This window comes from Inquilinus ginsengisoli (assembly GCF_050434925.1).
GTDB lineage: Bacteria > Pseudomonadota > Alphaproteobacteria > DSM-16000 > Inquilinaceae > Inquilinus > Inquilinus ginsengisoli_B.
In genome coordinates, this window is record NZ_JBNDJK010000001.1 from 7,368,561 (window position 1) to 7,382,472 (window position 13,912).

General features: G+C 70.0%; 10 protein-coding genes. 1 reads left to right on the forward strand and 9 read right to left on the reverse strand.

What is annotated here, in order from left to right; genetic code table 11:
* Positions 1 to 21 precede the first annotated feature (21 nt).
* The 8 genes from QFZ27_RS34515 to QFZ27_RS34550 all read right to left on the reverse strand — a co-directional run bounded on the left by QFZ27_RS34515 (position 22) and on the right by QFZ27_RS34550 (position 9,877).
* Positions 22 to 1,014, reverse strand: coding sequence for an ABC transporter ATP-binding protein (locus QFZ27_RS34515; RefSeq protein ID WP_429231082.1), 993 nt, complete (start codon positions 1,012 to 1,014; stop codon positions 22 to 24).
* Positions 1,011 to 2,024: an ABC transporter ATP-binding protein gene (locus QFZ27_RS34520; protein WP_429231084.1), complete on the reverse strand. Its 1,014-nt coding sequence runs from the start codon at positions 2,022 to 2,024 to the stop codon at positions 1,011 to 1,013. Before QFZ27_RS34520 ends, QFZ27_RS34515 begins: the two co-directional genes overlap by 4 nt.
* Positions 2,021 to 2,902 carry an ABC transporter permease gene (locus QFZ27_RS34525; protein ID WP_429231086.1) on the reverse strand — a complete coding sequence of 294 codons (882 nt, stop codon included), beginning with the start codon at positions 2,900 to 2,902 and terminating at the stop codon, positions 2,021 to 2,023. Before QFZ27_RS34525 ends, QFZ27_RS34520 begins: the two co-directional genes overlap by 4 nt.
* Complete coding sequence (locus tag QFZ27_RS34530; RefSeq protein ID WP_429231088.1) at positions 2,902 to 3,837, reverse strand: ABC transporter permease; 936 nt, start codon at positions 3,835 to 3,837, stop codon at positions 2,902 to 2,904. The genes QFZ27_RS34525 and QFZ27_RS34530 overlap by 1 nt, the downstream gene beginning before the upstream one ends.
* Before the next feature lie 23 nt (positions 3,838 to 3,860).
* On the reverse strand, positions 3,861 to 5,462 hold the full coding sequence (locus QFZ27_RS34535; protein WP_429231090.1) for an ABC transporter substrate-binding protein: 1,602 nt from the start codon (positions 5,460 to 5,462) through the stop codon (positions 3,861 to 3,863).
* A 43-nt stretch (positions 5,463 to 5,505) separates the two neighbouring features.
* A complete protein-coding gene (locus QFZ27_RS34540; RefSeq protein ID WP_429231092.1) occupies positions 5,506 to 6,618 on the reverse strand; it encodes a mandelate racemase/muconate lactonizing enzyme family protein in 1,113 nt (370 codons plus the stop codon).
* 74 nt (positions 6,619 to 6,692) lie between these two features.
* Complete coding sequence (locus QFZ27_RS34545; protein WP_429231094.1) at positions 6,693 to 7,499, reverse strand: MaoC family dehydratase; 807 nt, start codon at positions 7,497 to 7,499, stop codon at positions 6,693 to 6,695.
* Between the two features lie 2 nt (positions 7,500 to 7,501).
* Positions 7,502 to 9,877, reverse strand: a complete 2,376-nt coding sequence (locus QFZ27_RS34550) for a CaiB/BaiF CoA transferase family protein (protein ID WP_429231095.1) — start codon at positions 9,875 to 9,877, stop codon at positions 7,502 to 7,504.
* Positions 9,878 to 10,038: 161 nt separating this feature from the next.
* Here QFZ27_RS34550 and QFZ27_RS34555 point away from each other — a divergent pair, with 161 nt between their 5' ends.
* Entirely contained in the window at positions 10,039 to 11,046 is a 1,008-nt protein-coding gene (locus tag QFZ27_RS34555; protein WP_429231097.1) for a LacI family DNA-binding transcriptional regulator, read from the forward strand.
* 274 nt (positions 11,047 to 11,320) lie between these two features.
* Here QFZ27_RS34555 and QFZ27_RS34560 read toward each other — a convergent pair whose 3' ends face one another.
* Complete coding sequence (locus tag QFZ27_RS34560; RefSeq protein WP_429231099.1) at positions 11,321 to 13,897, reverse strand: hypothetical protein; 2,577 nt, start codon at positions 13,895 to 13,897, stop codon at positions 11,321 to 11,323.
* Between the last annotated feature and the right edge of the window lie 15 nt (positions 13,898 to 13,912).

The following is a 13,912-nucleotide window of genomic DNA, read 5'->3' on the forward strand; positions in this document are numbered from 1 at the left end:
GGAGTGATCGTGCGGGCGCCCTCAGATCGGGATCGGGTTGGCCTTGGCGAAGTGGCAGGCGGCGAGATGGCCGTTGCCGACCGGCGCCAGCGGCGGCCGCTCGCGGGCGCAGACCTCCTGCGCCAGCGGGCAGCGGGTGCGAAAGCTGCAGCCGGAGGGCGCCGCCGACGGGCTCGGCACGTCGCCCTGCAGGATGATGCGCTTCTGCGGCCGGTCCGGATCCGGCTCCGGCGCGGCCGACAGCAGCGCCTGGGTGTAGGGGTGGTGCGGCGCGCCGTAGACCGCCGCCTTCGGCCCGGTCTCGACGATCCGCCCGAGATACATCACCGCGACCCGGTCGGCGATGTGGCGCACCACCGCCAGGTCATGGGCGATGAACAGGTAGGACAGGTTCTTTTGCTCCTGCAGGTCCTGCAGCAGGTTGACGATCTGGGCCTGGATCGAGACGTCGAGGGCGGAGACCGGCTCGTCCGCCACGATGAAGGCGGGGTCGAGCGAGATCGCGCGGGCGATGCCGATGCGCTGGCGCTGGCCGCCGGAGAACTGGCGCGGATAGCGGTCCATGGTGGAAGGCGGCAGCCCGACCTGGCGCAGCAGCTCCGCCACCTTGTCGCGGCGCTCCTTCCGCGACCGCACCAGGCCGAACACCTCCAGCGGCTCGGCGACGATGTCGGCGACGCTGCGCCGCGGGCTGAGCGAGCCATAGGGGTCCTGGAAGATCATCTGGACCTGCCGGCGCATCGCCCGCATCTGGCCGCGCGACAGGCCGGTCAGGTCGGTGCCGTCGACGAAGACCTGGCCGGCGCTGGGCTCGATCAGCCGCAGCAGCAGCCGGCCGAGCGTAGACTTGCCGCAGCCGGATTCGCCGACCAGTGCCAGGGTCTCGCCGCGGCGGATCTCCAGCGAGACCTCGTCGACCGCGCGCACCGCGGGGCGCGGCCGCCCGAAGCTGAGGCCGCCGCCATCCTGGAAGGTCTTGGTCAGCCCCTCCGCCCGGACCAGGGTCTCGCTCATCGCATGGCCCTCGCGCTGGGCGCCGGCACGGCCGGCAGTGCCGCGGCCGTGACCCAGCAGGCGGCCCGGTGCTGCGGGCCGAAGTCGAACATCGGCGGCCGCTCGATGGCGCAGCGGTCGACCCGCAATGGGCAGCGCGGCTGGAACGGGCAGCCGGCGCCGAGGCTGCCGGCCTGGGGCACCGAGCCGGCGATCTGGTACAGCCGGCGGCGATCGTCGTTCAGCCGCGGGATCGACTGCAGCAGCCCCTGGGTATAGGGGTGCGACGGCCGCCGGAAGATCGAGCGGACATCGGCATCCTCGACCACCCGGCCGGCATACATCACGATCACCCGCTCGCAGATATCGGCGATGACGCCGAGGTCATGCGAGATCAGCAGCACCGCCGTGTTCAGCGTGGCCCTGATCTTCTTCATCAGGTCCAGCACCTGGGCCTGGATGGTCACGTCCAGCGCCGTGGTCGGTTCGTCCGCGATCAGCAGCTTCGGGTTGCAGGCGATGGCCATGGCGATCATCACGCGCTGGCGCATGCCGCCGGAGAACTGGTGCGGATAGGCGCCGAGCCGGCGCTCCGGATCGGGCATGCCGACCAGCCGCAGCATCTCGACGGTCTTGCGGCGGCGCTCCTCCCGGCTGACATGCTCATGCAGCAGGATGGCCTCGCCGATCTGGTCGCCGATGGTCATGACCGGGTTCAGCGAGCTCATCGGCTCCTGGAAGATCATGGCGATGTCGCGGCCGCGGATCTCCGGCATCTTCGCCCGCGGCAGGGTCAGCAGGTCGACGCCGTTGAACAGGATGCGGCCCTGCGCGATCCGGCCCGGCGGCTCCGGGATCAGGCGCAGGATCGACAGCGAGGTCATCGACTTGCCGGAGCCGGATTCGCCGACGATGCCGAGCGACCCGCCGGCCTGGATCTCGAAGCCGACGCCGTCGACCACCCGCAGCGGCGCCGCCTTCGGGCCGAATTCGACGGCCAGGTTCTCGACCTTGAGCAGGGGCGCGGTCACGGGGCGGTCTCCGGGTCCAGGGCGTCGCGCACCGCATCGCCGAACAGGTTGAAGGCCAGGACCACGCAGGTGATGGCGAAGCCGGCGCCGATGATCGGCCAAGGCGACCCGAACAGGTTGTTGAGCCCGTCGCGGATGATGTTGCCCCAGCTGGGGTTCGGCGGCTGGGTGCCGAGCCCGAGAAAGCTGAGCGAGGCTTCGAGCCGGATGGCCGAGGCGACCCACAGCGTCACCAGCACCACGATCGGCGCCGCGATGTTCGGCACGATGTGGCGGAAGATGATCACCGGCGTGCTGACGCCGACCGCCACCGCGGCCTCGATATAGGGCTCCTGCTTCACCGACAGGGTCTGGGCCCGGGCGACGCGGGCGAAGCCGGGCACGAAGGCGACGGTCAGCACCGCGACCACGTTCCAGAAGCCGCCGCCCAGCGCCGCGGCGATGATGATCGCCAGCAAGAGCTCCGGGAAGGCCAGCAGCAGGTCGACGAGGCGGGAGATGACGCGGTCGACCGCGCCGCCGAAATAGCCGGCGACGACGCCGAGCGTGGTCCCGACGATCGCCGCCAGGACCGGCGACAGCAGGCCGAAGATCAGCGAGTTGCGGGACCCGTAGATCATCCGGGACAGCACGTCGCGGCCGAACTGGTCGGTGCCCAGCCAATGCGCCCAGGACGGGGTCTGGTTGATCTTGAGGATGCTCTGCGCCAGCGGGTTGTAGGGCGCGATCCAGGGCGCCAGCACCGCCACCACCAGGAAGACCGCGATGATCAGGGCGGCGAAGATGGTGGCCGGGCGGCCCACCATGATCCGAAGCAGGATCGCGAGCCGGTTGGGGGCCGGGGCGATGATCTCGGCGGTGTCGATGATCGCGGCCATCACGTCACCCGGATCCGTGGATCGACCACGATGTAGACGAGGTCCATCAGCAGGTTCACCAGCACCACGAACAGGGCGAAGACGATGACGCCGCCCTGGATGACGGCGTAGTCGCGCTCGGTGATCGCGCCGATCAGCAGCTTGCCGATGCCGGGCCGGTTGAACACCAGCTCGATCGCCACCGACCCGGACAGCGTCGCCAGCAGGCTGAGCCCCATGCCGGTCGACAGCGGCAGCAGCGCGTTGCGCAGCCCGTGCCGGTAGATGACGCGGCGCTCGCTGGCGCCCTTGGCCCGCGCCGTCCGCACATAGTCCTTGCCGAACACCTCGAGCAGCGAGGTCCGGGTCAGCCGTCCGAGGAAGGCTGCCTTGACGAAGGCCAGGGTCAGCGCCGGCAGCACGATGTGGTGCAGCCGGTCGACGAAGCCGTCGCCGCCGCCATTGATCGGGAACCAGCCGAGATTGAGCGAGAAGGTGATCAGCAGCAGCGCGCCGAGATAGAAGTCCGGGATGGCGTAGCCGATCAGCGAGAACACCCGGACGCCGGAATCCGCCGTGCGGTTGCGGTGGGTCGCCGCCAGCACCCCGAGCGGGATGCCGGCGACGACGCCCATCACCATCGCCACGATGGTCAGCTCGATCGTATAGGGCAGGTTGTAGATCAGCAGCTGCAGGACCGAGGTGTTGTTCATCAGCGACCGCCCGAAATCCAGGGTCAGGACGCCGCCGAGGAAGTTGAGGTACTGCTGCCAGAGCGGGACGTTCAGCCCCATCTTCTCGCGGAACGCCGCGAGCTGGTCCGGCAGCGCGTTGTCGCCCAGCGCCGCCAGCGCCGGATCGCCGGGCAGGATGCGCATGCAGACGAACACCAGCGTCAGCACCAGGAGGATGGTCGGAACCGCATCCAGCAATCGCCACATCAGATACCGCACCATGGCGGGGCCCCTCCCCTGCGGGGTCAGACGACGGTCTTGGTCGCCCGGTGGAAGCGCCAGCGCGCATAGCCGCTCTTCACCGGATAGCCGAGATCGACATTGCCCCGGCGCGCGGTGGTGAAGGACAGGGTGGACAGGCCGATCAGCGGCAGGTCGCGCAGCACCTGCAGCTCGATCTTGCGGCAGATGCCGTCATAGGTCGCGAAGTCGGTCGCCGCCAGGGCCTGGGCCAGCAGGTCGTCGATGCCCGGCATGACCACGCCGTAATGGCTGTAGTTGCCGCCGCCCTTGCCGTCCGACTTGACCTCGGATTGCTTCGACAGCTGCTGGAAATACAGCTGGGTCGGGATCGGCGGGTAGCTCGAGGAATGCATCGCCAGGGTGTTCTTGTCCGACCGGTTGTCGGCGTGATAGGCGGTGTGATCCCCGATCCTGAGATCCATGTTGAAGCCGGCCAGGCGGATCTGTTCCTGCACGATCAGCATGGTCGAGGCATAATCCTCGCGCTGGCTGCACAGCGACGGGAAGCTGATCCCGTCCGGGAACCCCGCCTCGGCCAGCAGCGCCTTCGCCTTGTCCGGGTCGTAGGGGTAGCGCAGCTCCTCCGGCAGATCCTCGGTCTTGAAGCCGGCCGGGAAGAAATCGGGCTGCAGCCCCGCCATGGTCCCGCCCATCGGCGCCAGCGCCTGGGCCACCGCCGGCCGGTCGATCGCATGCATCAGCGCCTGCCGCACCTTCAGGTCGTCGAATGGCTTGCGGGTCAGGTTGATGTGCAGGGTGTTGAACGACCCCGGCACCGTCATGTCGATCTTCAGCGTCGGGTCGCGCTGCTGCATCGAGGCGACCCAGCCCGGGGCGCGCACCGCCTCCATGATGTCGATGTTGCCGGACAGCAGGGCCAGCGTCCGCGCCGAGGTGTCGGCGATATAGACGCATTCGACGGTGCTGATCTTGGCCTTCGGGCCCCAATAGCCATCATGGCGCTTCATCACCGTGCCGACCTGGGTGTCGAACTTCACCAGCTCGTAGGGGCCGGTGCCGACGGCATCGGTGCCGAAGGCCTCGCCCATCTGCTCGGCCGCCTTCTTGCTAACGATCGAGGTGTTGTTGTTGAACACCGAGGTGCCGAGGAACAGCGCGTCCGGGCTCTTCAGGGTGATGGTAACCTGATAGGGGCCGTTCGCCACGACATCGGCGATGTTCGACAGGATCGTGACGTTGGTACCCGAGGCCATCGCCCGTTTGAACGAGTAGACCACGTCCTCCGAGGTCATCTCGCCGAAGCCCTTGTGGAACTGCACCCCCTGGCGCAGCTGGAAGGTCCAGGTCTTGGCGTCCGGCGACGAGGTCCAGCTGGTCGCCAGCGTCGGCAGGAACTCCTCCGGCTTGATCGCGAAGGTGCCGTCCTCCGGGCGGACCAGCTGCTCGTAGATCTGCTCGGTCGCCCAGTTGTCGGAGCCCTGGGTCGTCAGGTTCGGGTCGCTGTAGCGCGGCCCTTTCGCGGCGATGCCCATGCGGATCACATCCGCGTTCTGGGACGCATCCTGCGCCCGGGCGCCGCCGAAGCCCGCCAGCGCCGCGGTCGCGACGCCGAGCCGAAGCACATTTCGCCTGCTGAATCCCATGGCCGTCTCCCCTGTCGCTTATCGGCGCCCGCGCGTACCGCTTTCAGCGCCGCTTGTTGATTTCCGCCTCGTCGACCTCGAGCCCGAGCCCCGGGCCCTGCGGCACCGCGAAGCGGCCGTCCACCGGCCGCGGCGGGTCCTTGAACCCGATATCCATCCGGCCGGACGCGTCGGCGTATTCCGCCGGCTTGGTCAGATGCATCAGCGCCGCCAGCACATGCAGGTTGGCGACATGGCCGATGGTGGGCTGGGTCTGGTGCGGCACCAGCTCGACCCCATGGGCATGGCAGATCGCGGCGCATTGCATCAGCCCGGTGATGCCGCCCATCTTGACGATGTCGGGCTGCACCATGCGCACCCCGGCATGGATCATGTCGACCAGCGCCTGCAGCGTGTAGGTCTGCTCCGCCGCCGAGACGGTGATGTCCAGCCGCTGCGCCACCTCGCCCATGCCGCGCACGTCGTAGTGCTGCACCGGCTCCTCGAACCAGACGTAGCCGAGCTCCTCCAGCGCGCGGCCGACCCGCATGGCGCCGCCGACCGAGTAGCCGTTGTTGGCGTCGAAGGCCAAGGGGAAGCTGTCGCCGACCAGCTGGCGCACGGCCCGGGCCTTGGCGATGTCGCCGGGGATGTCGAGGTCGAGCAGCGAGCGGTCGCCGTCGCGGCGGATCTTGATCGCCGCCGGCGTCTCGCGCCGCCAGCGCGCCTCGACCACCCGCACCGTCTCGTCCACCGTGCGCCCGGCATTGCCGCCGATCGACGCGTAGAACGGCACGTCGGCCCGCCAGGCGCCGCCGAGCAGCTTGTGCACCGGCAGGCCGAGCGTCTTGCCCTTGATGTCCCACAGCGCGATGTCGACCGCGGCCAGCGCGCCGGTCAGCGCCCCTTCCGGCCCCAGCTTGATGTTGCGGTGGAGCTGCCGGTCGTACAGCACCCCGGTGTCGAAGGCGTCGGCGCCGACCAGCCCCGGCGCCAGGTCGCGCTCGATGATGCCGATCGAGTGCTCTCCACCCTGCATCGGCGAGGCCTCGCCCCAGCCGACCACGCCGTCTTGCGTCGCGATCCGCACCAGGGCGCTGCGGCGGCCGGGCGGGTCGCCGGGCTGCCAGCTGACCTGGAAGGCTTCGACCGATCTGATCTTCGCGCTTGGGGCCACAGTTTCGCTCCCGCGTCGAGTTGGTTTACCTTACTCTATTTGCATCCGTATGCAACACCGCTGCACCCGGATGGTCACGCATAGATCGAGGTGCGGCGGAACCGCGCCGCCACCCGGGCGCCGTCGACCACCAGGAGCTCCTCGGTCTCGAAATAGTGCCGGCCCTTCCGCTCATAGGCGGCGGTGACGGTGCCGGAGGTGGCGAGCCGTTGGCCGGGGGACACCGGCGCGAAATGCTGGGCCTCGCCGGACACGAACACCACCGGCGCCGGGAAGCGGAAGCTGCGGTTGGCGTCGAACATGGTCCGCCGGATCAGGCAGCCGGAATGGACCAAGCCGCCGGCGAGGTACAGCGGGTGGCGCTCGTCGAAGGCGGCGAGCGAACGGCGGAACTCCTCATCGGTCAGCACCGCGTTGCGCGAGCCGAGGCGCGTCCCGATTGCCATGCCGCCGGGCTCGATCGCTTGCGGCGGATCCGGCAGCGGCAGGACCGGGCAGTCCGCCACCGGTGGAGGCGCCGGATCCTCGAGCGGCATTCCCACCCAGCCGGTCGCGACCTCCTCGCCGCTCTCGTTGCGCAGGCTGACCTCGGATCGCCGGTCCGCGCCGGTGTCCGCCAGGGCCGAGACCTCGGCCGTGAGCACGTCGCCATCATAGACCGGCCGGCGGAACCGCGCGCCCATCAGGCCGTGCCGCAGCCAATCGACACCCCAGGCGTCGACGGCGATGCGGCTGATATGGCCGTAGACGAAGGCCCCCGGCACCAGCGCCGCCTTGAAGCCCATGCGCCGCGCCACCGCATCGTCATGCACCGACCCGCGATAGCCGGGATCGTCGTCGAGGCGGATCGGGATGCGCAGCGTGCGGGGGAAATCGGCCATGGTCAGGCTCCCGGCCGGGGTTCGGTCGCCATCGCGCCGCTGGCCTCGACCGCCGCGATCTCCGCCGGCGTCAAGCCGAGGATGTCGCGCAGCACGCGGTGGTTGTCGGCACCGAAGCGCGGCGCAGCCCGGCGCTGGCTGCCCGGCGTGGCGTCGAGATGGATCGGCAGGCCGGGATGCGGGTGGCGGCCGGCGTCGGGATGCTCCAGCACCGTGAAGAAGCCGCGATGCGCCAGGTACTCGCTGCGCGCCAAGTCGTGCGGAGTCTGCACCGGCGCCGCGGGAACGCCAGCCGCCTGCAGCCGCGCCGCGACCGCATGCTTGTCCTGGCTCCGGGTCCAGTCGGCAATGATCGCGGTCAGCGCCTCGATGTTCTGCTGCCGTGCCGCCAGCGTGGCGAAGCGCGGATCGGCGGCGAGGCCGGCCTGCCCCACCACGCCGCACAGCGCCTGCCACTCCGCCTCGGTCCCGGCCGCGATCGCCACCCACTGGTCGTCGCCCCGCGCCGGAAAGGCGTCGTGCGGCGCGGCATAGGCCGAGCGGTTGCCGTTCGGCGCGGGGTCCCGGCCGGATTCGATCGCCGCCAGCAGCTCCGGCCCGATCAGCTGCATCGCAGCCTCGACCTGCGGCACCTCGATGTACTGCCCCTCGCCGGTCCGCTGCCGGTGCAGCAACGCCGTCAGGATGGCAGCCGCGGCGTTGAACCCGCCGATCGGGTCGAGATAGGAGGGGCCGGTGGTTTCGGGCTGGCCGTCCGGATAGCCGATCATGCTGGACATGCCGGTCGACATCTCCATGGTCGGGCCCAGCGCGGCGTAGCGCGCCATCGGCCCGTCGGCGCCGAAGGCCGGCAGCTCAGCCACGATGATGTCCGGCTTGATCCGACGCAGGCTGTCGTAGTCGAGCCCCAGCCTGGCCAGCGTGCCGGGCCGGAAGTTGCAGATCACCACGTCGCTGACCGCCGCAAGGCGGCGGATGATGTCGCGCCCCTCCCCCGTCTTCAGGTCGAGGATGCAGGACAGCTTGTTGACGTTCTGCGAGTTGAAGTGGAAGGCGCGGTCATAGGGCCGGTCGCCGGGGACGCCGTCCGGGAAGTTGACCGGGTTCGGCACCTCCTTGTTCAGGCGCCAGGAGTTGACCCGGGTCGGGGATTCGACATGGATCGGCTCGGCCCCGAGGAAGCCCAGCACCCGCCCCGCCATCGGCCCGGCCCAGGCCGTCGTCAGCTCGAGCACGCGCAGGCCCGCCAGCGGACCGGCTGCTGCTGGGACGGCGCCGGCCCCCGGCGGTATGGCCGCCGACGCTGGTCTCCAGCCATTGTCGGAACCGAGTTGCGGCGCGCTCGAGCGGACCCGGCGTGGCGTGCGGCTCAGCCGCCAAGGCGGCCCGAGGATCGGCCGCCCCTCCACCGCCTCCCAATAGCCACGCGCGGCGAGATGGGCGCTGCCGCGCAGCTCGGTCGGGCGATAGGCCTTGGCGGCGATCACCTCTTCCTGCTGCAGCGTGGCGACAAGGTCTTCGGCGCTGAGATCCGCGACCTTGTCCTGGATGATCGCGAACAGCTCCGCCCAATGGGCGCGGCGCGGGATCGGTGTGGCGAAGCGCTCGTCGCGCTCGACATGCTCGAGCCCGAGCGCCCGGCAGACCGCGCTCCAGCGGTGATTGTAGATCCAGATGCAGACCCAGCCGTCGCGGCAGCGCACCTGGCCGGCCGGGATGTTCGGGTCGCCCCGGCCCTTCACCGTGCCGTTGTAGATGTGCTGCAGCACATAGGGGAAGCACATCGCCGCGGCGGTCTCGGCCTCGTCCACGGTGACGGTCTGGCCCAGCCCGCTGCGCTCGCGGGCGAACAGGGCTGCGGTGACGCCGACATAGGCGGCGAGGCCGGCGGCGAAGGAGGCGCGGCGGCCGCAGCCATGGAGCGGCTCGCGGCCATGGGCGCCGTTGTTGTGCATCATGCCCGACAGGGCCTGCAGCACGATCTCCGGCCCCTTCCACGCGGCGAGCGGCCCGTCGGCACCGAAGGCGCTGACCACCGCGGCGACGCAGCGCGGATTGAGATCGAGCACATCGCGCAGCTTGCCCCCCGGTGGCAGGATCGCGACATCGGCGCGGCGCAGCAGCCCGTCCAGGGCCTCGCGCCCGGCGGTGCTGCTCCGGTCGAGGCTGACCGAGCGCTTGCCTGTATTGAGGTGGAAGAACAGCAGCGACTCTCGGCTGTCCTTCATCGAGAGCGGCGGCATGCGGCGCAGGGCCGATCCCTGCGGCGGCTCGACCAGCACGACCTCCGCGCCGGAATCGGCCAGCAGCCTGGCGCAGTACTGCCCGCCGACGGTTTCGGACAGGTCGATGACGCTCAGGCCGGTCAGTGCTGACATGGCGACGCTGCCTCCCCGGCTCTCTGTTTGACCGGGACGGTATCGAGTCTTGCATCCGTATGCAACACCTCCGTAGAGTGCTGCAGGCGATCACGGCCGGGGCGCGATTCCGCCCGCGCCCGTGCTATGGCTGCGGCCGGCGACAGCGAGGGGAAGCGACCTTGAGTTCCGGAGACCTGCGCAAACCGATCACCGCGCGCCAGCTGGCCCGGTTGATCGGCGTCAGCCAGTCCGCGGTCTCGCGCGCCTACACGCCCGGCGCCTCGATCTCGAGCGAGATGCGGCAGCGCATCCTGACCATGGCGGACAGCCTGGGCTACAGCCCCAACGCCATCGCCAGCACCCTGTCGAAGCGGCGCAGCAACATCGTCGGCATCGTCGTCTCGGCGATGCAGAACCCGTTCTACCCGGTGCTGATCGAGAAGCTGTCGCGCGGCCTGCAACAGGTCGGGCAGCAGAGCCTGCTGTTCAACCTGACCCATGGCGCCGACATCCGGCAGCAGCTGGCGGCCCTGCGGCAGTACAGCGTCGACGCCGTCGTCATCGTCTCGGCCGCCCCCCTCTCCGGCGCGGCGCTGACCTGGGCGACCGAGGGCCGGACGACTATCATGATCAACCGCACGGTGCCGGATTCGAGCCTGACCAGCGTGTGCTGCAACAATGCCGAGGGCGCCCGCGCCATCGCCGACCATTTCCACGCGCTGGGCCATCGCCGGGTGGCGTTCGTGGCCGGCGTGCCGCATGCCAGCGCCAATCTCGAGCGGCAGCACGCCTTCATTGCCCGCCTTGCTGAGCTGGGCATGACCCTGACCGCCTCCGCCGCCGGCGGCGAGTACAGCTACGAGGCCGGCTACCGCGCGGCGCTCGAGGTCGCCCGCACCGGCCGCCCCGAGGCGATCTTCTTCGCCAACGACATCCTGGCGATCGGCGGCGTCGACGCGCTGCGCGACGAGATCGGCCTGTCCGTGCCCGGCGACATCGCGGTCGCGGGCTTCGACGATATCGCCATGGCCGCATGGCCGCGCTATTCGCTGACCACCTTCCGCCAGCCCCTCGACGCGATGGTCGAGCGCACAGTGCAGCTGGTGACCGGCAAGGCGGAACCGGCCGGGACCAATGTCCATCTGCTGCCGGGCGAGCTGATCGTGCGGAAGACCACGGCGGGCTGAGAGGGGACGGCGGAACGGAGCCGCCGGCCTGCAGGAACTACATCTCGTTCTTTCTTGCGTCCCCCCTCCCCTCGCGGGAGGGGGATAGGGGGAGGGGGTTCTGTCGGCCGGCTCTGGCGTCGATCCAAAGGCCACGATGTGATGGCCGAGAGGTTCCCAGCCTTTCGCGCGCGGACGCGCGCAGCCCCCTCCCCCTGCCCCCCTCCCGCAAGGGGAGGGGGGATTAAAATGGGGATCCGTTCGAACCAAAATCGCGCGGCGGGCCAACGTCATCTCACACCTGCAGCGCCGTGAGATAGGGCTCGTTGGCGAGGTCGTCGCGCAACCCAGGCGCCAGGACCACCCGCTCGCCGGCCACCGCGCTGACATAGAACTGCAGGTGGAAGGCCGAGTCCGTGTAGTCGGGCGGGATGACCGCCGCGAAGCCGTCGCCGCCCCGCCGCATCGGCATCGTCCGCCAGCGCTCCGCCTGGTTGACGTGGCGGTAGTGCAGCACCGGCTCGCCGCCTTCCGCCAGGTCAGCCCGCACCGCCAGGGCCTCGCCGCGCCGGAAGATCGCCGAGGCGGTGACGCCCGCCGCCAGGCCGCGCACCGGCACCCGCCCCTGCAGCCGGGCGATCGCGGCCCTGGTCCGATCGTCGGGATGGACCGTCTCATGCGGCGCCTCCGACCGCATCGCTTGCAGGTCGGTCAGCTCGATCTCGATCTCCCGCAGCCGCTGCTGCCAGGAGCCGCGCAGCCAGCTCTGCGGCCCGTAGGTGAGGTCGTCATGATAGATGTCGCGGGCGATGTCGGCGATGCCCTGCCAGGCCAGCACCGCCCGCTTCAGATGGGCCTCGGCCCGGTCCAGCGTCACCGCCGCTCTGGACAGCAGGAACAGCTCGACCCAGGTCGAGGCGCGGAACTTCTGGGCGAAGAACCGGGCGATGCCGGACAGGATGCCGGCATCGATGACGATGCGCTGGACGTCCGGCGTCTCGAAGGTGCTGCTGCCCTTGAGCGACACCAGCGCGGTGTCGCAGCCCTCCGCCAGCTTTTCCAGCCAGTCGGCGACGTCGAGCGGCGAGTAGCGCCGGTCCACGCGGCCCTCATGCAGCGCCTCGGCGAATTCCCGCGGCGTGGCGAAGAGCTGCGGGTCGAAGGTCGGCGCGTTGCCGAAGCGGACCGGCCCGTCCATGTCGCGGCGATACGCCTGGTGATGGCCGACCGCGCCGACGGGGAGGTTGGTGTAGATCTCCGGCCAGTAATGGTTGTTCGAGGCCGAGGGCCCATGCGTCAGGCTGACCAGCGGCAGCACCCGGCTGGCCAGCGACAGGGCGGTCTCGCAGGCCTCCGCGGCGTCGCCGCAGGTGCGGCGGAGATGGCGCATCCAGCCGTCGCGATCGGCCTCCGGGTTGTACAGCAACCGGCCCCAGACCCGGTACAGATAGGCGTGCTTCTGCCAGTCGTATTTCGTCGCCAGGCCCTGCTTCTGGTAGTGGAAGCGTTGCCCGGGCACGCCGGTGCCCATGCGGCCCTTGAACGAGCCGGGCTCGCACCATTCCACCCCGTCCGAGCCGCAATAGGTCGAACTGCGGCCATAGCCGGCGGCGAAGGCCGGGTCGCCCCACAGCAGCACGCGCTGGGTGCCGGCCCAGATCCGGTACAGCACCTTCCAGTCGCGGTCCTTGCTGAGCAGGTCGCCATAGCTGTAGCGCAGGAACTTGCGCGATCCCTCGCTGAGCTGCTCACGCTCGCTGCGCGCCACCTCCGGCGGGTATTCGCGTTCCCGGATCGCCGACTGGTGGTAGGGCAGGCCCATATGCTCGGCCATGTATTTCGGCGACGCGGTGATCGGCATGCCGGAGGCGCGGGCGAGGCTAATGGTCTCGTGGTCGAGGCCCTTGCCGTGCATGTCGATCTCGACCGGCCGGCCGGCCGCGGCCACGCCCTTGAACGCCTGCTCCCAGAACGCGTAATCGCCCTCGGGGATGCCGCCCTCGACATGCACCCGGAAGGTCAGGCCGGTGATCTCCGGCACCGCTTTCAGCAGCGCGGTGATCGCGTCGCGGCAATAGGGCGCCAGATTGTCCCGGGTGACCCCGCGCACGGTGTAGTTGGCGTTCGGGACGTCGTCGAAATCATAGCGCTGGGTCCACAGCGCCAGCTGGAAGTCGAGCCCGCGCCGCGCCGTCTCGCGGGCGATGAACTTCAGGGTATCGAGATTGGCCTCGCGCTCCTCCGCCGTCAGCTCCTTGACGTCGACGCCGTAGCCGGGGAGATCGAGCAGGAACGGGTATGGGAAGTAGAAGTAAACGTCGCGGATGAAGTTGTTGTGGTAGGGGTAGTTGTAGCCCATGCCCAGGGTCAGGGCGAACCGGTTGAAGCGCTGGCTGGCCAGCATCGACAGGTAGTCGTGCCAGAACTGGCGGTCGTGGAACCAGCCCTTGTCCTCCTCCTCCGAGCAGAACAGGCGGGCGATGCTGCGGATCCGGGCCGAGGGCCGCTCCACCAGCGGCAGGTCGGGGCCGAACAGATCGCCCTCGGCATGACGGACACGGTCGGCCAGCTCGGTCAGCGCATAGACCAGGCCGCGGGTGTCGAAGCCCCAGGCGACGATGCCGTCCGTCCCCCGCAGCAGCGCCAGGCCTTCCGCCGTCTCCGGCAGCGTCACCGACGCAGCGGAAGCCGCCGCCGACGCGTCGCGATCGTCTCCCATGGCAACGCGGATGGTGAAGCCTTCGGGCGCCGTGCCGATCGCGGCCTCAACGTCGCGCTGCCGCAGGGCGCGCAGCAGCTCCTCCGCCGCCCAGTGGACCGGGGCGGCGACGGTGTCGGGCATGAGGAGGGTAACGGGAGTCTCTGCAGCCATGGGGGTCCTCGTGCC

Coding starts and splice junctions, on each gene's coding strand:
- QFZ27_RS34515 (WP_429231082.1), bottom strand. CDS start 1,014: ATGAGCGAGACCCTGGTCCGGGCGGAGGGGCTGACCAAGACCTTCCAG.
- QFZ27_RS34525 (WP_429231086.1), bottom strand. CDS start 2,902: ATGGCCGCGATCATCGACACCGCCGAGATCATCGCCCCGGCCCCCAAC.
- QFZ27_RS34530 (WP_429231088.1), bottom strand. CDS start 3,837: ATGGTGCGGTATCTGATGTGGCGATTGCTGGATGCGGTTCCGACCATC.
- QFZ27_RS34535 (WP_429231090.1), bottom strand. CDS start 5,462: ATGGGATTCAGCAGGCGAAATGTGCTTCGGCTCGGCGTCGCGACCGCG.
- QFZ27_RS34545 (WP_429231094.1), bottom strand. CDS start 7,499: ATGGCCGATTTCCCCCGCACGCTGCGCATCCCGATCCGCCTCGACGAC.
- QFZ27_RS34550 (WP_429231095.1), bottom strand. CDS start 9,877: ATGTCAGCACTGACCGGCCTGAGCGTCATCGACCTGTCCGAAACCGTC.
- QFZ27_RS34560 (WP_429231099.1), bottom strand. CDS start 13,897: ATGGCTGCAGAGACTCCCGTTACCCTCCTCATGCCCGACACCGTCGCC.